This is a genomic window from Algivirga pacifica, assembly GCF_039543525.1.
GTDB classification, from domain to species: Bacteria; Bacteroidota; Bacteroidia; order Cytophagales; family Flammeovirgaceae; genus Algivirga; species Algivirga pacifica.
Window position 1 is genome coordinate 16,620 of sequence record NZ_BAABJX010000058.1, and the last position, 21,556, is coordinate 38,175.

Sequence of the window (21,556 nt, forward strand, 5' to 3'; positions counted from 1 at the left end):
ATTTCACCTTCGGTGAGTTGAATTGAGCTTTGCTCGTTGAATCGAGTTGAACTGTTTACTGAACTCAATCAACAGTTCAACTCGATTCAACGATTCAACAAGCAGTGTAAGCTGCCTCAACGATTCAACAAAGCGAGTTGGTAGTATAATGGGTAAATCTTCAACAACACTCCTCCCACTTATTGACAAACAATTTTCATGGAAAATAAAAGATATTTAAAGAAAGTCGTTTATATCAATGCCGCTTCCCTACCGTATTCGGAGGTAGAAGTAGGTGGAAATATTCACTTCGTAGGATCGAATGGTTTTGGAAAGACCACCGTATTGCGTACGATCCTGTTTTTCTATAACCCTACCAGTAATAAGTCAGAGCTAGGGATTCGTGAGAACCAACGTTCTTTTTCTGACTATTATTTTGAGCAACTGAACTCCTATATCATATATGAGGTAGCCAGAGAGACAGGGGATTATTGTATTGTTTGCTATAAGTCCGGGGGGCGTATGCAGTTCCGTATTGTGGATGCGCCTTACAATAAAGACTATTATATTTCTCCGGATATGCAGGTATACTTGCCGGAAGAGGTGTGGGATAATTTTAGAAAGGACGATCTACGTTGCTCGGAGGAGCCGATCATCAAGTATGGAGACCTTCGTAATATTATTTATGGTTCTACACAACTGAGACGATACAGAGGGTATGGTTTGTTGCAGGCGCGTATTGGACAAACAGCCAAGCGTACTGCCAGTATTCCAAAAGCGATTGCGAATATCTTCCGTTCATCGGGTTTGAACTCGGACTATATCAAGAAATCAGTCATTGATGCCGTAGTAGAGGAGGAGCAAAAGCCTATTGATCTTTCGGTGATTGAGAGACACCTTCGTAAGTTTAGGGATGCTTTACAGGCGTTGGAGACTTTTGAGAAGAGTAGGGATTTAGCGGATGATATTATCAATGCCTATCAGGAAGTAGTTGATAAGGAATCGCATTTGGAAAAGGTTGCCAATACATTGGGATTGGTGGTGAAGCGTACACAAGCCAACTTGGCTAAAATGCGTAAGGAAGAGGAGCAGTTGGAAGAAAAGCTCTTGCAACTGCAGGAGGTTTATGATACGGAAGCCAAGGAGAGAGAAGAACAGGTAGTATCTCTTAACCAGCAAGTAGGAGAACAGAATAGTGTGCTGAAGAATATTGAGCGCCTGAAGAAGGAGTATGAAAATATTGAAGTCTATGGACAGGGGTATTCCATAGAGGAGGTACTGGAAAAGGCAGGGGAAGAATTGTCTGTAAAGGACCGTTTGAGCAATGAAGAAGCTACATTGCGTACGCTTACGGCGAAGGCAGAAGAAGTAGAGCGCATGTTCAACAGCCAGCAGGTACAATTGGATAGTGCGATGGAGTCCTTCCGTCTCAATACAGAGCGAGAGAAGAACGAGTCACAGGCAGCATATCATGAAAAGCAAGAGCAGATTCGTCAGCAATCCTACCGCAAACAGCAGGAAGCGACCAAGATGCTTAGAGCCGATTTGGAGAAAGCCGAGCGAGTGGCAGAGGAACATCGTATTAATGTCAATGAACTGCAGCTACAAAAAGAGCGCATAAAATTAACGACCAACTCTTCTGAGGCGATGCAGTTACACCGCAACAAGGTGCATGCCGCAGAGCAGGAACTGACGGCATTGAAAGGGCAGTATGAGTTGAGTAAGGCAACTTTCCAGAATAAGAGAGTCTTACTGGAAAGCCAAAAGGAAAGCTTGGAGCAAAAGCTGAAAACGGAAGAAGAAGTATTGCTGCAGGAACGCCAAACACTGGAGCAAAAACTGGTCTTGGAGCAAAAGAAACTGGAGGAGTTTGAAGGTTCATTGCAAGATTACTTGAATCAGGAAGTAGGAGAGTGGGAAGGTACAATCGGTAAGCTTTGCCGGGAAGAAGTACTGATGATGAAAGATCTGAACCCTCAGAAGGCTATAGAGAATACAGGTTCATTCTTTGGCTTGAAACTGGATTTGGATAAGATTGATTTCCAACCGGCACAAGCGGATGATTTTAGAGAGCGAATTGATAAGATTACCAAGAAGCTGCAAGCCTGGAAAGGAAAATTCCATCAGGCGAAAGAAGAGATGGAGGTAAAGCTTCAGCAGTTTAATGAAGGAGCTAGAAAGGAACTGAGAGAGTTGGATGAAGCCGTACAAGAACTGTATGGTAAAGTAGCGAGCACGGACAATAAGGTGAAGCGTCTTCACCTGGAGCAGGAAACGTTAGCGGATAAATTAAAGAATGAGCAGGATGCAGCTCTTAAGTCCATAGAAAAGGAGCTGGAAGAGGCTTTTCAGGTACTGGAAACGGCCCGTGAGGAGTTGAATAAGGTGCGTACTCGTATGGAAGAACTGCAAGCGACCCAAGAGGAAGAAAAAGATGAATTGCTCAGGGAAGCGCGATTGCAGTATGAAAATGCATTGGAGAAGCTCAAAGAGAAGTTACAGACCTATGAGCAAGAGTATGCGAATAACAAGGAGGAACTGCAGCAACGCCGTACGGAGCAGCTACATTCCTCAGGAGTAGATACCGAAGAGGTGAAATCCATTGAGTTGACCATTGGTCGATTGAAGGAAGAACTAAAGGTGATCGAGCAATGCAAGGAATGGAAAAATAAGTATCAGGTACACCGATCGGATATTGAGCAGGAGCATGGTGTGAAGGAGCAGTTGCAGTTGCTGGAAGAACGCTTGCAGGTTTTGAAATCCCAGCAAGAACAACGTAAAGCTACGCATCAGCAACAAACCAAGGAATTGCGTCATAACCTACAGGAAGTGACGAATAGTATCCGAGATGACGAGAAGGAACTGTATGATGATTATGCTTACTTCAAGCAGGATCATACCAGCCCTTATTTCTTGTATATGTCTCAGATTGATCACCCACAAGAGGAGGAAGAAGCATTAGGGGAAGCGGAGAATATTCGCTTGAAGCAGATTCTGCAGTTGATGCGTACGACTTTCCAGGATAAGAACATGACCCTTGGACGTATGAAGGAGCGTATCAAGAAGTATGTGGAGAAATTCCCGGAGAATAACGTATTGAACTTCCCAACGAAATTCAGTACGGTAGATGATGAGGAATATCGTCTGTTTGTATCTACCTTGCTGTTGCCGTTTATCAAGGAAGAGAAGTATATTCAGATCCGGGAGCAGATGGAACGACAGCATGGAGGGATCATCAAGAGTATTGCGAATGAGGTACAAGACCTATCTTCTGCTTCTTCCAAGATCTCCGAGACTATCCGAAAGATTAACTCGGACTTTGAGAACTCCAACTTTGTAGGGGTGGTAAAATCCATTCAACTGGACTTCCGTAAAAATGACACGGGGATCATTCGCCTCTTGAAGAATATCAAGCAGCTGGAAGGTCAAAATGTATTTGGAGAGCAGTCGGAAGTATTCAAGCCTCAAAGTACGATTGAAGTCAATAAAGATTCCAAGAAGCTGTTGAATGACCTGATCAAGGCCATTGATAATGAGCCTAGAAAATTCATTTCTATCCACGATAACTTCGACCTGTTATTCCGTGTACAGGAGAATAATAACGATACCAACTGGGTAGAGAAATTATCCAGCGTGGGGTCAGAGGGAACAGACGTTTTGGTCAAGTCCATGATCTATATTACGCTACTGAATGTCTTCAAGCAGAATGCATTCAAGAACAACGACAACTATCTGTTGCATTGTATGATTGATGAGGTGGGGAAACTATCGGATAGTTATCTAAGTGATTTGATTCAATTCACCAACGATAAAAACATTCGATTGATCTTTGGTTCACCGAATGAGAATGATCCATTGATTTATCATCATGTATACAAGATTCACCGTTTGGGTAGAAATAAGGCACAGGTGGTGAAATTAGTTGGAGAAGCATGATTAAAGGTAAAAGGTAAAAGGTAAAAGGTAAAAGGTAGGGGCGTCCCTTGTGGTCGCCCACAATGTTGTCAATTTAAACTGAAAGTAAAAAGGTAGAAACTGGTCTTAGGGTCGACCACGTCATGTAATGATAAGACCTAAAGCGGGTTTGCACTACCCTTTCTACATCCACTATTTCTTTGAGTTTACAGCATTGCGCCTCAGGCATGGTCTCCCTCCTAGTCCAAGAGTTCAGTATTTATAGGAGGAACGACTATAAATACTGAACTCTTGGACTAGAACAGTAGCAATTTATAACAGACGAAAATTTTCAACAAGTCAACAATCAAATATCCCATGCACTCATCCACTGTCAAACGCTTACAAAGTCTAACCTCCTTCCAAAAGCAAGTATTAGCCATTTACGCGCTTTACCAAGAAGAGCCTTTGGGACAAAAGCGAATATACGAGTTGCTTAAGGAGCACCCGATACGAAAAGAATACAGAACAGCCGTCGAATTTAAAGAGGAGATTAAAAAGGCAATCAACCAGTTAAAAAGAGGAAAATGGTTGGCGACTAGTGGTTATTCAGGGTACGAGCTAGGAAAGGATCATCCTTTGACGGTATTGTATTACTTTCTTAAGGAGGAATACATTAACCTAGATATGGAGTTGCAGATAAGGCAAGACATGCATGGGTTTACGGTGCGATGGCAGTGGCAACAATACAGTACTCCTAGGGCTAGAAGCATGTTCCTTTGTGCAATTTACTTTTCCAATATCAATGAGTTTGATGAGGCTTTAGGACATTTTTCTATGGAGGAGATGGATTGCTTTCTAGAGGATCTCCACAAGGAAGGTTTTGATTTGAAGGAAATGACGGAGCATTTACCGTTTATAGGACAGTACCTGATTTTTGCAGTATTGGTGGAGTTGAATACCCTATACCTATTGAATCATGACTGGATTATTGACCTTGCGACTGAAATCGCCTCTATCAATCGGGATGAGATCAACGATGATCTTTATTCTGGTATGCATCGTCACTTGGGTGCTTACTACTTCTTGAAAGGTGATTTTCCACAAGCCCGAAATTACTATGAGAAAATAACACTTCCTGAGATGAAGGAGATGTCCCTGCAATGGCTATCCTTGATGGAGGGTAAAACCATTACCGAGGAGCGCATCAAAATATTGAAGAAGCAAGTAAGCCTTTATCAGCAACGGGTGGAGGATAAAAAGGATTACCCTCCCTATATGGAGGCTTTGGCTTACCCTATGATGATGTTGTTGCAGAAAGATTCTACTCACCTGAAAGCTGTGATTACCTATGCGAATAAGTATAAGGACGACTTGATGGAGGCTCCTTACCAGGGAATCAAGCGTATGAGTTACTATCTGCAGCACGAAAAGTCTAAAATGGAAAAGACAACGGTACATTTCCAGCCATATATGTTTCTCTGTTTTGAATTTGTGCCTGCTTTGATGTTGGCTTGGTCAAAGCCTCAGGCTTATGAAGACCACTATGGAGATCATGCGTCTTTATTATTGGGACGTTGTGTCGTTCATGGGTACCGATGGATGGCGGTGCAGCTGTATATGATGATGCGCGAGATAGAGGTAGACATCGCAGCACCTATTCGGAAGCAGTGTGAGGAGTGGAAGACGGATGTTGATTTTTACCTGATAGATCGCTTTGAGGCTAAATCTCCGTGGGAAGAGCAATTAGACTTTTTCTTGAATGAATTTTCAGCGACGCAAGCAGATGCTAAGGGAGCGGTTAAAGAAGAAGCTAGGGTGGTCTATATCCTTAGGGAAGGATATGGAGGTGGATTACCGATCATTACTCCCAAGGAGCAAAAGATATTGAAGAGTGGTAAGTGGGGCAAAGGCAAGCGTATCGGTATGCAGCGATTTATGGAAAAAGAGGTGATGGGTATGACCGAGCAGGATAAGGCGATTGCCAATTCCGTAGAGGTGCATGTAGAGTATGGGGGTTATGGATGGGGAGGAACAACAACTTATGAGTTTGAGGCGGAGAAAACCTTACCACTATTGGCAGGACATCCTTATATTTTTAGAGAAGATCGTGGAGAGTTGACTCCTGTGACAATTACGTTGGAAGAGCCTACTGTAACGATTACTTCCAAGAATGGCATGCTGGAGATGAGTATTTCTCCAAAGATGGAAGAAGGCAGTTATGTGGTCTGGCAAAAGAACGGTTCCTTTGCTTATAAGGTGTATAAGTTAGGAGAGGCTTATCAGAAGTTTGCGGCCATGTTTCAGGGAAAGAAAACATGGAAGATCCCTGAGAAGGGTGCGGAGAAGCTGCAGCAGGTGGTGGAGGTCCTTTCCAAGGGAGTGACCGTCAATTCTGAGGTGGAAGGACTAGGGCCTTCCCTACCGGAAGTGCCAGCAGATACAACACCAAGGGTACATTTTGTGCCTACTGATTATAGCTTTTCATTGTCTTTTTTAAGTAAACCTTTTACAGAGGGAACAACCTATTTGCCGTTGGGAATAGGGGACCAGCGTTGTACCGATATTGTTCATGGAGAGAAAGTACAGACGGTACGAAACCTGAAGCAGGAGCAAAAAATGTTGGATAAGCTATTAGGCTTGTCGGAGGCTCTGGAAAAAAATAAGGAAAGAACCTGGGAACTGGAGGATAGGTATGCCGTACTGGAAGTAATGCAACAGCTATTGCCTTTGCAGGAGAAAGGAGAAGTAATTATAGAGTGGCCTCAGGGGGCGCAGTTGCAGCTAGGAGGAACTGTCGATACGGGCCAGGTACAAATGGGCATCAAAGGGATCAACCATTGGTTCGAGGTAGAAGGAGAAGTACAGGTGGACGAGCAAGAGGTAATACAACTAATGGAACTGCTCAAGAAGTATAAGGGACATCGTTTTGTAGAGCTATCCTACGGGAAGTTTGTGGCACTGACGGAAAAAATGGAACGTAGTCTACAAGCTTTAAGTGAACTGACACATGGGGGAGAACAGATGCGAATGCCTATGCTGAAAGGGGCAGGGTTGCAGGACGTGGTAACTTTATTGCCTACCCAAGCCGATGAGGAGTGGAAAGCTTATACGGATAAGATGAACAAGGCGTTGGGGATGAAGCCTAGGGTGCCGGCAACCTTACAAGCTTCCTTAAGGCCTTATCAGCAGGAAGGCTATCAATGGTTGGTGAAACTATCTGAGTGGGGTGTAGGTGCTTGCTTGGCGGATGATATGGGATTGGGTAAAACCATTCAAACATTGGCTTTACTTCTGAAGAGAGCAAGCAAGGGACCTGCCTTGGTGATTGCTCCGGCTTCTGTAGTTAATAATTGGGTAGCGGAAGGAGAACAGTTTGCGCCATCCTTGAACTTCCAAATGATACGAGAAGGGAACAGAGAAGAAGTCATCGAAAAAGCCAAGGCGAAGGATGTACTGCTTTGTACCTATAATATAGCGCAAATAGAGCAGGAGCATTTTTCTCAAAAGCAATTCTCTACCATTGTACTGGATGAGGCACAAGCGATCAAAAACAGAAATGCCAAGCGTACCAAGGCGATCTTAAAGTTGCAAGGAGACTTTAAGTTAGCGCTGACGGGTACTCCAATGGAAAACCATTTGGGAGAACTTTGGAGTTTGTTCCATTTTATTAATCCAACTTTGCTGGGCAGTCATGACGCTTTTGTGCAGCACTATACCTCTGGAGAAGTAGGACAAAAAAGATTGAAAAGGGCCATACAGCCATTTATTCTTAGAAGACGAAAAGACCAGGTACTAAAAGATCTGCCTCCAAAAACAGACATTACGCTACATCTGGAGTTGTCTAGCCAGCAGCGTACTTTCTATGAGGCGGTAAGACAAAATGCCTTGAGTAAGCTGGAAGGAATGGAAGAAGGGCAAGGTGCCGTAGAGATTCTGGCAGAGCTTACCCGTTTGAGAAGAGCCTGCTGTCACCCACTGTTATTGGATGGAAATACGACAGTGAGTAGTCCGAAGATTGAAGCCCTTCAAGGAATTTTGTCGGAGCTCAAGCAAAATGGCCACAGAGCCTTAATTTTTAGTCAGTTTGTTAGTTTTCTGGATCTGGTCAAAGAATTTATGGAGGAGGAAGGGTATAGCTATTGCTATCTGGATGGAAGTACTCCCGTCAAGAAGCGACAAGGTATTGTGGACGAGTTTCAGCAAGGAGATGCCGATTTCTTTCTGATCAGCTTGAAAGCCGGAGGTACCGGACTGAATCTAACAGCTGCTGATTACGTGATTCATCTGGACCCATGGTGGAACCCAGCCGTAGAGGATCAAGCATCAGACCGAGCACACCGTATCGGACAGGATAAGCCTGTGACAGTTTATCGTCTGGTGACTAAAGATACCATTGAGGATAAGATCATTCAGTTACATCATCAGAAAAGGGACTTGGCAGACCAGTTACTGGAAGGAACGGAAGCCAGTGCGAAGATGTCCGCTAAGGATATTTTAGCCTTGATGCAGGAGGGATGATTTTTTATGCCATAAAGCCTCTTGTACGGCTGCGCCACTGGCGCGGCCGTACAAGAGGCTTGCAATGCTGTGTCTGTCTTATTGAATGATGCTAGTCCAAGGAAATCCTTGGACTGGAAATGACGGAAGCATTTGCTTCCGAATTGCTCTAAAATAGGCGACTCGAAAGTAAATTAAGGTTGAATATTTAAGCGTCATATTCTGTATAGTGACGGGATAAAGTTAATAAAAAGAGGTTGCCACCACTGCTGCCTTAACGGATTCAGAAGATTTCGCTTCCACTAATTCTTTGAGTTTCCGCATAGTTCGAATGGGACCTCTGGTGCAAGCAATATTGACAAGCCATGCAGGAAGTGCCCCTCCCGGGTCCCCTAAGGATTCATAGGTCACAGCAAGTAGTCCATCAGGACGCGTTTTGATGATCCAGCTGGAGGTATAGGTCATCATGCGGACCGTATGTTCTTTTTCAGGAATAAAATCGGGGGTAGCTACGGATTCAGAATAAATAGTGCCTTCTGCATCGGTCCATTGACGACACTTAACGACCAAGTCTCGATTGTATATAGGAGAGGGTAAGTCTACCACCACATGGTAATAGAACTCATCTTTATTGATGCGTTTGAGTTCTACACTTTCTTCACAGCTATAGAGCCAGTCTTTATAGATAGCTGCTTCATTGAGGTAATAAAGAAGGTGCTCCAGCGAACCGTTGATAAGCATTTCGGCTCGTATTGCCTTGAATGAGATATCCGTATCTTTTGTATAAATAGCAATAGCATCTCGATCGCTGACCAGGTCCCAGGAGTGATCCTTTACTTGACTATAAGCAGAAAGAGAGAAGAATAGTAGTAAGCTGCTGAGTGCTGAGACAATAAGTTTCATGTGTCCTGTTATTAAAAAGTGATTGTTAAATGAACCCTTACATGAATAAGATGCGTCAGCAGGGTTGTACCCCTATTGCGGTAGAATTTTTTTTTAGGGGTTGGGGATTGGGTGTTAGGGATTAGGATAATCTTCTTTACTCATTCGTGGTTTTTGAAGTGTTTCATAAAGAAAAAGGCAATCGCAGAAAGCAGTAAGATGCCTAGAAACAGAATTAATGAACCTATCCAAAAAAGCTTGAAAATAAGATCCTCTATTCTGTTCATCAACTGGTTGCTGTATTTTTCTGCAAGGGCATCTGCATCGAGTATTAGTGCTTTTCTTTCTTCAGTGGCTTTGTTCAGTACTTTATCATTCTCTTCGCCCAGGGCGTTCATTAGGGTGCGACTTTCATTTTGAAGTTCATACATAAAGGCTTCACGTTGTTGATCAAGTGTATAAGGAAATCGCTCAATGGTATTGGAGACCCCTACGATAGAGCCTTCTACACGATCTACTTTCTTGGAGAAGGCAATGGCAGCACTGTCCTTTCGGATATCTTCCAGTGTTTCCTGAACCATATAAGAGGCTTGCCATCGGGCTTGTTTTGGAAGGAGATCTACATAAATATCAATGCGTTCTGCAAATTGAGTAACAGACTCAGAGGCCCCCACGACCAATCCTTTTAACCCCAGTTTTTCCTTATCAAAATATTCAGCCAATAAAGGTGCCGTAGATTTTCGGTTGAAATAGATACTTTCAATGGGATGTTGGGCTGCAAAATCTTTGATAGATTCCACGGCAATAGTGGGATAGCGATTTTTTGAGAGCGTCATATAAATCTCCATGCTTCGATCCAATAGGGTGTCAGAAACAGCGATAGGGAGAGGCTGATATTCGCCAAAAGCACCACTTCCGGCCCCAGTTGCAAAAAAGTTTTTCATTTGCAGGCAAAGGGCTGCCCCATCAAACAAGCCGATTAGTGGATCATTGACCAGAATAGCCTTCTTGGCAGCCGGTATAGCATACATTTTCCATAGTAAAGCGTTTTTCTTAATCTCTTTATCGTTGCTGTCATGAATAATACTGTCGGCTGCGACTTCTACATAGTCCACAAAATCTACCAGAAACGTATGCATATACTCCCTCAGTTCTGCTGCGGTGATATCGACTGGTTGCTCGATATTGCGCATGGTTTGAGATTGTTGTTTACGCAATTCCTCCAGTTCCTTTTCCTTTTGACTCATACAGGAAGAAAGAAAAAAGAATAGGCATAGAGAGGGCAAAAGTAGTTTGGTCATGGAAGATAGTTATTAGGTTACATAGGGTAAGGAGACCTATCATTAAAAATTAATCATTGAAAGTTGAAAATTAAAAATTAATCATTGAAAATTAGAGACTTCAAACCCCTCCCATCTGGGCTAATATTCCTAGTACAACAATAGATAGTAAATTAAGCCATATTCCCGTTCGCATCATCTGGGAGACATGAATATCTCCATTGGAAAAGACAATGGCATTGGGAGGTGTCGCCATAGGGAGCATAAAAGCACAGCTGGCAGCCATAGTGATGGGCACAACAAATTCAAGTAAATCTTCTCCAAGACCGATAGCGATACTAGCAACCACTGGAATGAAAATGGATGTAAGGGCTACGTTACTCATCACCTCTGTCATAAATACCATCACGGCAATCAGTACAAAAATAAGGATCATCGTATTGAATCCGGCATGTAATTGCACCCAATCGCCGATCACCTGAATGACACCCGTTTTAGATAGTGCCCCCGCCATACTTAATCCTCCTCCAAAGAGAATCAAAATACCCCAGGGAAGTTTTTTGGTGTCTTTCCAACAAAGCAAGAAGGTACCTTCTTTTCGGTTGGCTGGAAGTACAAAGAGTAAAACAGCCCCTGTCATGGCGATGCCGGTATCGGTGAGTGGAAGTCCGGAAAACTGATTGATGACACTTCGAGAAATCCATAGCAAGGCTGTCGTGCTGAAAACGGCTAAAACCAACTTTTCCTGAGAGGTCAGTTTTCCTAATTTCTGTAGTTCCAAATCAAAAACCGTTTGCGCATTTTTGATTTCTTGCATGTCATTGGGGTAAAGCCATCGTGTCAGAAACCAGTAGGTGATGACAAGAAGAATGACGGAAACCGGAACGCCCCATACCATCCATTTGAGGAAAGAGATTTCCGTATCATAGGTGTCGGTCAGGATGCCGTGAGTGACAATATTGGGAGGGGTTCCGATCAGCGTCGCAATACCTCCAATATTAGCGGCATAGGCAATGCCCAAAAGTAAGCTGATCGTAAAATATTTGAAATTACCATTCGTATGGACCTCATCCTCTTTGATCCAATTGATGACAGAAGTGGCAATAGGGAGCATCATTACTGTGGTAGCGGTATTACTGATCCACATGCTTAGTAATGCTGTCGCAACCATAAATCCCAAAATAATCCGATTGGCACTGCTGCCTATAATGCGTATAAGTGACAGAGCGATACGACGGTGTAGATTCCATTTCTCCATAGCCAATGCAATCATGAATCCTCCCATAAAAAGGTAAACCATGGGATTGCTGTAAGGAGCCGTAGTTTCTTTTATATCCATAATACCTGTCAAGGGGAGTAAGATCATAGGTAAAAGGGCGGTGACAGCAATGTGTACCGTTTCAGAAGCCCACCAAACAATCATCCATACGCCAATAGCAATCACAAGTTGAGCATCTGGATTAGGAAATATATTGGAAGGGAGTAGTGCACTCACTATACATAAGATAGGGCCAAGAAATAGGCTGAGTTGTTTGAGTTTAGAAGGAGGAGTGGTAATCATAAGGGTTTAAGGATGAAGGAAGGGCGATCCTTGTGGTCGCCCCGATACAAGGATAAAGAAAGAAGATCCTACTGGTCGTCCCGATGCAATGATAAAGAAAGAAGAATTATGCTCCAAGGGGGCCTTATTCTTTAATCCTTCTTCCTTCCTCCTTTATTTTAGGGAGTAGTTTCCTTATTTCTATCAGAAAACTTAGTGCTTTAAAGATAGAAGCTTCAGGGAAAGACCACAAGAAAAACACTGGAGTTTGGCATTTCAGGTGAGAGAGGATACTCCACATTCTTCATACTTAAATCTTCAAGCTCAGGACACCTCCCACAGCCCCTCCGGGTAGTGTAGTGACTGCCATTTGAATAGATTCCTCTCGCTTAAGGTAGGGCTTGGTAAAGAGATAAGAACTACCTGTTCCTAAGACAAAACCGCCTAGAACGTCCCACCAATCGTGCTTGTTGGCATAAACTCTACTCCACCCTACATATCCGGCAAGTAGATAAGCAGGTATGCCTGCTTTCCACCCGTATCGTCGCTCGAGAAAGGCTGCGCCAGTAAAAGCGGCGGTAGTATGCCCTGAAGGAAATGAATGTACTCCTCCATTAGGTCTTTCCTTATTGATTCCTCTTTTAAGTGTTTGGGAAATAATAAGGGAGGTAAGTGCTGCTTTTGTGAATTGTAAGGTGCCTTTTTGTCCATCCCTCCAAATAAAAGTAGAGGTAAGGGCAATTCCGGGAAGAGCGTATTCTAAGATGTCGCCGGCGCTTTCATAACCTTTATGATATTGAGCGTTTAATGAATAAAAAGGAGAGCATATAAAAAGTAGAACTAGTAAAAAATAAGATTTCATAAAGAAGTAAAAATAGGAACCTGTTAATTAGGTTTCTTAGTGTACAAGCTGTTTGAATAAGTAGAGTAATAACGGGTTGTTCTATGTTTTATTTTTTATCAGTACAAAGAAAGAGTTATGAGTAACTGCCTTATTTAGGCAAACTCATAACTCATCACTCATCATTTACAACTCACTATTACTCACCGGGTCATTATTCGGGAAGTTCATCTGAGAAGGGAGTGATTCTGGTACATAGCGTTTTAGATTAGGGTCATAAAGTGCCTCTTCCAAAAAGCTACTAAGCTGTTGCACTTCTTCATCTGAAAGGTTGAGGGGAGTGAAGAGAGGTGAAAGGAATTCTTCTGTGACTGCAGGATTTTCTGGAACTGCGTTGTTTTTATATTCTACTACTTCTTTGATAGAACGAAATGTTCCTCCGTGTCCAAAAAAGCTTACGTCTTTCAGGTTATAGAGTTGAGGGGTCTTGAAGGTAAAGCGGTCATCGAAGGCTTTAGTAAAGCCCCCTCTTCCAAAGTCTGGTTGTTGTGCAGTAGTAGCATCAATAACAACATCACCTCCTCTCAAGTCACCCATACCCAAAGCGTGAAAAGCATCCATTTCTTCCAATGCATCGTTTGAGCTTAATGCTGGACCGGTGTGGCAGCTCACACATCCTGCTTTTCCGAAGAAAAGAATGGCTCCTTGTTTTTGGTCGGGAGTTAATGCAGAAGCATCGCCTTTCAGCCACTTTTGGAAAGGGGCCTCATTGGCTAACAAGGTGCGTTCGTAAGCGGCAATGGCTAAGCCAGCTCCTTCCGCAGAGAATCTTTTTTCATCATCCCAGTTAGGGAAAGCTGATTCAAATTTTCCTTCATATCCCATCGTATATAACCCTTCTTTGTCGATGACCATACGATGTACTGTCAGCCCGGCAATTGCTTGTATTTCTACCCCTTCGTACCCCAAGTGATTATTGAAAATAGGAGTGCCTTCTTTCCACTCTCTTTGGGTGTTAATATTATGACCGGTAGCTCCAAACTGTCCATTCCATAACATATTGAGTTGATAGGCACTATTGAGAGTAGAAGGACTCCTGACAGGCTGTACATCCAAGTCACTCTCATTCATGGCTGGATTAGCTTGACGTTGTGTTCCTTTGGGGCCAAATCCAATACCCCCTTCTCCTATCCCTTGTCGTATGCCTGCTTGAAATCCAGCCTCTACGTGATGACAGCTGGCACAGGAATATGTCATGCGATTTTCCTGAACATTAGGACTGGTACCTATACAAGGGTCGTGGTAGAGTAGCTTGCCTAAGCTGACCATATTTTCATTAATAGGGTTATTAGGGTCTTGTGGAATCTGATTGAGATCAGCGCCATCAGGGAGCTGGAAATAAGACAGTCCCTGTCCTTTGGATTGCTCTTTTAGCAGTAGTGTAAGGGTGTCGTCCAAAGACTGAGGCTCTTCTTTTTCTTGTTGACAGGATACTATACCTAAGAACAAGAACGCAAATAGTACTTTCGATAAGGAATTCATACGTGATATGGGTATTAAGGAGATTGCAATTGAGAAATGTTATTTATTAGATAGAAAATAATGCTACCTAAGTGATTTATAAATGTCAGCTTCTATAACATTTGTAATTACGTTGAAAAGAAAAAGGTCTTATGTATGTTGAGAGAATAAAATCAGCGTATGTAAGTTTTGTAGTATTATTGTACCCAACAAGATGCTGATCAAACTGTTAATTAAGATTGGATTATTACTAATGAACCTAATATAAGACCACAAAAAATATGATGAATACTGTTTTAGAATACCTGGAACTTTCTGAGGAGGTAAAAAAGGCACTGGATCAAAATGAGGCCGTTGTTGCATTGGAGTCTACCATTATATCTCATGGTATGCCTTACCCCCAAAACATGGAAACTGCAAGAATGCTAGAGGATACTGTTAGTCAGCAAGGTGCTGTACCTGCGACGATTGCTATTATTGATGGAAAATTAAAAGTAGGCTTGAGCACGGAGGAAATTCATCATTTGGCAACCTCTAATCAGGTGCTGAAAGCTAGTCGACGAGATTTACCTTATTTGGTAAGCCAGAAAAAGGATGGGGCTACCACGGTGGCTGCTACTATGATTATTGCTGCAATGGCAGGTATTAGGGTCTTTGCGACAGGGGGACTTGGAGGAGTACATAGAGGTGTGGCCGAAACATTAGATATATCTGCAGACTTGACAGAGTGTGCGAAAACGAATGTGGCAGTGGTTTGTGCAGGTGTGAAGTCTATTCTGGATATAGGGTTAACATTGGAATACCTGGAAACACAAGGAGTACCTGTGATTGCTTATAAGGCGGAAGAGTTCCCAGCTTTTTATACTCGAAGCAGTGGGTTTAAGGCGGATTACGCAATGTATACCCCCGAGGAAATCGCTAGTATGCTTAAGGTGAAATGGGAGATGGGATTGACAGGAGGAGTGATTATTGGTAATCCGGTTCCTGAGGAGGCCGCTATGGAAAAAGCAATGATTGATGTAGCCATTGATAAGGCATTGGCAGAGGCAAGTAAAAGGGAAATCAGAGGAAAGAAAATCACGCCATTTTTATTGGATCGGCTAAAGGAGATTACCGAAGGGAAAAGTCTGGAAACGAATATTGCATTGGTAAAAAACAACGCTCGTCTGGCTGCTGAAATAGCCGTGAACTTAGCAAGGAGGTGATTTGTGAGGGAGTGATCACTCCTTCACAAATGTTTCCAAGTATAAATCCTCTACTTTTTTTCTTGCCCAGGGCGTTCTTCTCAAAAACTTAAGGCTTGACTTGACACTAGGGTCACTTTTAAAGCAATTGATATCAATCAGGTAGGCCAATCGGTGCCAATCATAGTGGGCTACCAATTCTTCAACAATCTCTGCCAGTTTCTTTCCGTGTAAAGGATTATTTTTTTGTGCTTCCATAGGACGTTGTGTTTTTGCAAAGAAACGAATAATTATCGAAGAATACCTTAGTGCATATTTTTTGCTTTTTGAAATAAAACTGAATTGAAAAGTTAATGAGTACTTTCCGTGGGAGTGGGATATAGATTTTAGTCAACAATTTCTCTCACTTATTTTTATAAAGTAAAAGTATATCTTAGCGGGAAGAGTAGAACCTTTAGAATATAATTATGGAAGAAAAAAGGGCTGATGTACTAAGAACCGCTAAGAAAAGCATATTAGGAAATACCTTGATCGCTTTAGTAAAGGGAACGGCAGGAGTTTTTGGGAACTCCTATGCTTTGATTGCCGATGCGATCGAGTCAACCACAGATGTTTTCTCTTCATTGATGCTTCTGATCGGTTTGAGGTATTCTACTAAGCCGGCCGACGACAACCATCCTTATGGGCATGGAAAGATAGAGCCTCTGATGACTTTTATGATTGTCATTCTTTTGGTGATTTCGGCTACGGTGATTGCAGTGAAGAGTATTGACAATATACAGACTCCTCACAAAGCACCGGCGCCTTTTACCTTGATCGTTCTGGCGGTAATCGTGATTGTCAAAGAGGTTTTTTATCGATTGATTTCCCGAAAGAGTAATGAGACACAAAGCTCTTCGCTTAAGGCAGAAGCATGGCATCATCGCAGTGATGCAATTACATCTCTGGCAGCATTTATTGGTATTGGAATAGCGGTACTTATGGGAGAAGGATATGAAGCCGCTGATGATTGGGCTGCCTTATTAGCTTCCGGTATTATTCTTTTTAATGCTTTCTTACTGCTTAGACCGGCATTGGGAGAAATCATGGACGAGCATGTACATGAAGAGTTGATCGAAGAGGTACGTATTATTGCTTCTAAAGTTGAAGGGGTACAAGATACGGAGAAGTGTTATGCTCGTAAAAATGGTATGCTCTACCATGTGGATCTACACTTGATTGTAAAGGGTAGTATTACCGTTAGGCATGGACATGAAATTGCTCATGAGGTAAAGGATAAAGTGATGGGGCAGTTACCAGAAATATCCGATGTACTGATACATATTGAACCCGATTGATACTATTTTATCAAGTTTGATTTAAGGAAGCCGTAAAGAAAGGTAGTTCATTGGAGTTAAGGCAGAGTGTTATTACTTTCAAGTCATTAACACATACTAACTTTTTTAGGACTATGGCTATTATCAGAGGAATATTTTTTGTATTGCTATTCTTTCAGTCAGTTGCTTATTCCCGAGAAAATAAAGACTTACTCAAACAGCTTCAGGAGCATCCACAGGAAGACTCCATAAGGGTAAGTATTCTTTCCAATTTAGGTTTCTCGTATTGGACTTCAGATCCTGAAAAAGGATTGGCTTATGGAAAAGAAGCGGTTGCATTGGCCCAAAAGTTGGGTTATCGTAGGGGAGAGGCTTGGGCTTATGGAGCTTTAGGAGCTTGTTACTATGGAATGGCTAATCTACCAGCAATGCATGAAGCAGACATGAAGTGTTTGATGATCGCAGAAGAGCTACAGGACAAGCGTTTATTATCTTCCGCTCTGACCAATCTGGGTAATTATCATTTATCCAATAAGGACACTGTACAGGCATTGGAACATTATAAGCGTTCGGCAGCCATTGATGCAGAAAATCCTGCTCCAGTATTGATGACCAATATAGGGATTATCTATTACGAAACCGGACATGTGGATTCTGCTTTTTATTATTTGGATAAAAGTATTGCAGGGGCTATTGCTTATCGGGATACCACCAACCTTACCTTGGCATTATTAAATAAAGGGAATTATATGGCGCAAGAGAAGCGCTTTAGGGAGGCTGATCGAATTATGGAGGAAGCCAACTCCCATATTAAGACTGAAGCCAATGCTTTGTTTGAGAGCTTGTATTTTTCGACAAAGGGAATGATTTATGAAGGTTTCGGACAATATGATAAAGCGGAGAAAGCACTCCTTAAGGCATTAGCCATTGTGAAAGAGAGGGGGTTTAATGAGCAACTGAGAACCTTTTATAAGCAGGCAGCCTCTTTTTATGAAAATAGGCAGCAATTTGAAAAAGCATATTATTCTTTGATGGAATATTCTTTATTGAATGAAGAAATTTACAAGAAAGAATTATTGCAAAGAAGAGAAGAGATGGATGCGAAGTATGAGAAGGTGAAATCTCAGAAAAAACTTGAAATGCAGGCCCAACAGTTGGATACACAACGACTAATACAGAATATCTTTATAGGAGCATTTTTAGTCTTCATTGTGATGATGATCGCCTTGTATTGGAGTAATATTCAGAAAAAGAAACTGAATGCCATACTGATTGCTCAGGGAGAAGATTTAAAAGAGCAAGCTCATGAACTATTGGAACTTAATGAAGAAGTAGGGGCCCAGAAGGCTTACTTGGAGAAAAGTCACCAGTTGTTGAGTGACAAAAATAGACAAGTGACAGACAGTATTAAGGCTGCACAGTTGATGCAGCAGCGTCTGCTTCCTTCTTTGGATGTACTGCAATATTATTTTGCGGATGCTTTTACCTTGTTTATCCCTAAGGACATGGTTTCAGGAGATCTCTATTGGAGTAAGAAAATGGAGAATGTGATAGCTATTGCTGTAGTCGATTGTACAGGGCATGGAGTGCCGGGTGCTTTTATGTCTATGCAAGCATATTCATTGCTAGAAGAGGTGTCCAACAATATAGGTCTCCAAGATCCAGCCTTGTTATTGGATGAGATACAACAACGTATGATGAGTGGCATCACTACAGCTGAGAATCAGGTGGAAAGGGGAATGGATATGTCTCTTTGCATTATTGAGGAATTGATGCCAGGGAAGTTTGTGGTACATTTTGCAGGAGCAAAACAAAGCCTTTATTATACACACCAAGGACAATTGTTAAAGTTAAAAGGAGACAATATGTCTTTAGGAAAGAGGGCTAGGGTTAAAAGGTTTAAGAAATACACATCCCATGAGCTATTCTTAACAACGGGAGAAGTACTTTACCTTTTATCTGATGGGTTTGTCGATGCCTCCAACGAGGAGCGAAAGAAACTTGGTAGCCAAAAATTGGAAGATATTCTGCTAGCGTACCATAAAGAAGCTATGAATGTACAACTAGAACATCTAGACAAAAGCTTTCAGCAGCATACGACAGGGGCAGAACTTAGAGATGATGTGACCTTACTGGGGATTAGACTTTAAGCGTCTGTCGATAATTCAGATTATAAGAGCTTGTCTGAAGATGTATTCTAAAACAAGCTATGAAAACACCAAAGGCCTTCAGCAGGGCAGTGCTTCCCTGTTTGAAGGCCTTTGGTGAAAAAGAAAATATACTAAGGTAGTTTATCCTCTTCCATGTAACACTAACGTGCTATTTTTCTATTCAATTCTCATTCAAGGTTCGCTTTTATCTTAGAATTAAGATTTGCAGTGAGCGAGATCACTGTAACGATCAACATCACCTACCTGCCATTTGGGTTGTGTGCAGATAGTAAAGATACAGGAAGGGGTTCAAGCTTCCGTTCCTTTAATATATTGCATGATGTCATCCGAAATAAATAGTGAACTACTCAATTTCAATACCGATTATTTTTTAAAAGTCATCACCAAAAACAGGTAAAGAAAAAGAGTGCTGTTCCAAGAAGAGGAAGAGATATAATGGAGATTTACCTTTCGTTAACCGACGACCAAAAACCATTCGGGAAGTATCCTCCCTCTTTCACTTTGCTATGATGCATAGATAGCAGCTTTCAAATAAAATAGACTGCTTGATGGAGGAACTTTATCTCTACAATGCTCTAAAAACATCTTATCATCATCTCTACAAAAAGGGTTAATTTACTGATAGATAAATAGTTGTGATATATGTTGTTTGCTGGCTTAATTAACGGATAGACAACAGAATTATCGTTCTACACTGTGTATCGGTTATTGTTTATCGCTTATCGCTTATCGTTTAAGTGATTTGCTCACTGCTATAAAGAAGCAATAAAACTATTGAGGTCCTGATCTTCATTGTTAAGCCCTAGCTTTTTACGCAACCTAAACCTGGCCATGTCGATGGATTTTGGACTTCGATGGGTAATGGCAGCAATATCTTTACTACTCATATTGAGACGTAAGAAGGCACAGATCTTTCGTTCATTAGGTGTGAGATTTGGAAACTGTGCTTGTAGTCGTTCATAAAAGTCTCCATGTACAGATTGAAAGTGTGCTTCAAACTCTTGCCACATTTCATCGTTAAGGGAAGATTGCAGCTCCATAGCGATTTGTCGAATGGCTTTCTGATCTTCTTTTCTCATATTTTTTTGAGTAGATAAAAGGTCGGAAGAGATCTTATTGATCAACTCATTCTTTTGCAAGAGATGCATGACGTTAGCCGTGAGTTCTTTCTTCTTGAAATGAAGTTCTTGCTCTAGCTTTTCATGATTCAGTTGTAGCTGCGAATGCTCAAGTATAGCACGTTCTTTTTCCAATGCAATCTCTCTGGTTTTGGCTTTTTGTAGGATAAATAAAAACCCAATAGTGAGAGAACTTAGGATAAACAGAACTGAAAGAATAAGAATACCATTATTTCTTTCTTCTTGTTCCAGCTGCATGAAGAGTTGTTGTTTCTTGAGCTCATGTTGCTCAATCAGGAGATTGATTTTTTGTGTATTCTCATTGCCTTGTATTTGGTCTGTGTATTTCTTGTAAAGAATATGGTGCTCTAGAGCCTTGTTGGCATCCCCCATTTCTTGATATAATCGAAAAAGGTAAAAATGTGCATGAAGCAATGGATAGGGAGCCTTGTATTTTTGGGCACAAAGAAGCCCCTCATTGAAATAGCTTAATGCTTTTTGATAGTCTTTGCGTTGACGGTAATTCTCTCCTAAAGAGATATAGGTTAAAGGTAAGCTGCTATGGTCTCCTAACTTTTTCTTGAGCGTTAAGGCCGCTTGGTGTTGGGCGAGGGCCCTTTCCAGGTCGCCAGTGATCAGGTATTGATTCCCTAGATTATTGGCCGCTTTGGCTTCGATCTCCGCATAAGGTAGTCGTTGAGCTATCGATAAGGCTTTTTGTGTATGGTGAATAGCTTCTTTTCTTAACTTCATACCATCATAGGCACTTCCCATATTAAGATAAATCTTACAGAGCAGTGAGTCTTGAGGAGGACCGTGAAGTTGTAACGCATAGGTTCTGGCTTTATCAAGATATTGATAAGCGGTAGTATAATCTTTAATTCGCTCATGCATGGTACCAAGCGTATTGTTGAGCTGAGCAAGCCGCCTGACACTATCGGGCAAATGCTGAACGATTTCCATCACTTTTAATAACTGTTTGGTCGCTGTAGCATACTGCCCCTTGTTGAGTTGTAGCATCCCATAAGTATGTAAAGCCTTTGAAAGTTCCTCTTGATTTCCACTTGCTTTTAGTAGTTGAATAGAGCGCAGGATACATTGCTCTGCTTCATGGATATCGCTAGAGAGTAATTCGTAGCCAAGTTGATGCAGTAAGATACCTTCTTCGATTTGATTGGTACTAACGGATAATTCCATCCGGAGACTGTCCAGTACTTTTTTATCCGAAGCCTCTATCCATATCGGAAAGAGTAAGCCGATAATAAAAAGTAGTTTGTTCATAATTTGATAGTTTAGCACACTAACTATTGCGACAACACAATAGGTGACT

At 41.9% G+C, this 21,556-nt stretch carries 12 protein-coding genes; 5 read left to right on the forward strand and 7 right to left on the reverse strand.

Features of this window, described 5'->3' with window-relative positions:
• Positions 1-198 precede the first annotated feature (198 nt).
• Together ABD985_RS18430 and ABD985_RS18435 are read left to right on the forward strand one after the other, a co-directional pair.
• Entirely contained in the window at positions 199-3,915 is a 3,717-nt protein-coding gene (locus tag ABD985_RS18430) for an ATP-binding protein (protein ID WP_345374329.1), read from the forward strand.
• A 336-nt stretch (positions 3,916-4,251) separates the two neighbouring features.
• Positions 4,252-8,394, forward strand: a complete 4,143-nt coding sequence (locus tag ABD985_RS18435; protein ID WP_345374331.1) for a DEAD/DEAH box helicase — start codon at positions 4,252-4,254, stop codon at positions 8,392-8,394.
• 222 nt (positions 8,395-8,616) lie between these two features.
• On the opposite strand, the gene ABD985_RS18440 is transcribed toward ABD985_RS18435, so the two are convergent.
• From ABD985_RS18440 to ABD985_RS18460, 5 genes are all read right to left on the reverse strand, one after another.
• Complete coding sequence (locus ABD985_RS18440; protein ID WP_345374333.1) at positions 8,617-9,276, reverse strand: START domain-containing protein; 660 nt, start codon at positions 9,274-9,276, stop codon at positions 8,617-8,619.
• 140 nt (positions 9,277-9,416) lie between these two features.
• Positions 9,417-10,556 carry a hypothetical protein gene (locus ABD985_RS18445; protein ID WP_345374335.1) on the reverse strand — a complete coding sequence of 380 codons (1,140 nt, stop codon included), beginning with the start codon at positions 10,554-10,556 and terminating at the stop codon, positions 9,417-9,419.
• A 100-nt stretch (positions 10,557-10,656) separates the two neighbouring features.
• Positions 10,657-12,030 (reverse strand): SLC13 family permease, encoded by a 1,374-nt coding sequence (locus tag ABD985_RS18450; protein WP_345374337.1) that lies wholly within the window; start codon positions 12,028-12,030, stop codon positions 10,657-10,659.
• Positions 12,031-12,385: 355 nt separating this feature from the next.
• Positions 12,386-12,937: a phosphatase PAP2 family protein gene (locus ABD985_RS18455; protein ID WP_345374339.1), complete on the reverse strand. Its 552-nt coding sequence runs from the start codon at positions 12,935-12,937 to the stop codon at positions 12,386-12,388.
• A gap of 165 nt (positions 12,938-13,102) precedes the next feature.
• Positions 13,103-14,458, reverse strand: a complete 1,356-nt coding sequence (locus ABD985_RS18460; protein ID WP_345374341.1) for a cytochrome-c peroxidase — start codon at positions 14,456-14,458, stop codon at positions 13,103-13,105.
• A 260-nt stretch (positions 14,459-14,718) separates the two neighbouring features.
• On the opposite strand from ABD985_RS18460, the gene ABD985_RS18465 reads away from it, so the two are divergent.
• Positions 14,719-15,642 carry a pseudouridine-5'-phosphate glycosidase gene (locus tag ABD985_RS18465; protein ID WP_345374343.1) on the forward strand — a complete coding sequence of 308 codons (924 nt, stop codon included), beginning with the start codon at positions 14,719-14,721 and terminating at the stop codon, positions 15,640-15,642.
• Positions 15,643-15,657: 15 nt separating this feature from the next.
• On the opposite strand, the gene ABD985_RS18470 is transcribed toward ABD985_RS18465, so the two are convergent.
• Positions 15,658-15,879 carry a VF530 family protein gene (locus tag ABD985_RS18470; RefSeq protein WP_345374344.1) on the reverse strand — a complete coding sequence of 74 codons (222 nt, stop codon included), beginning with the start codon at positions 15,877-15,879 and terminating at the stop codon, positions 15,658-15,660.
• 209 nt (positions 15,880-16,088) lie between these two features.
• Between ABD985_RS18470 and ABD985_RS18475 the strand changes: the two genes are divergently transcribed.
• Positions 16,089-16,958, forward strand: a complete 870-nt coding sequence (locus ABD985_RS18475) for a cation diffusion facilitator family transporter (protein ID WP_345374346.1) — start codon at positions 16,089-16,091, stop codon at positions 16,956-16,958.
• 113 nt (positions 16,959-17,071) lie between these two features.
• On the forward strand, positions 17,072-19,087 hold the full coding sequence (locus tag ABD985_RS18480) for a SpoIIE family protein phosphatase (RefSeq protein ID WP_345374348.1): 2,016 nt from the start codon (positions 17,072-17,074) through the stop codon (positions 19,085-19,087).
• A 773-nt stretch (positions 19,088-19,860) separates the two neighbouring features.
• On the opposite strand, the gene ABD985_RS18485 is transcribed toward ABD985_RS18480, so the two are convergent.
• Positions 19,861-21,507, reverse strand: coding sequence for a tetratricopeptide repeat protein (locus tag ABD985_RS18485; protein WP_345374350.1), 1,647 nt, complete (start codon positions 21,505-21,507; stop codon positions 19,861-19,863).
• Positions 21,508-21,556: the final 49 nt, after the last annotated feature.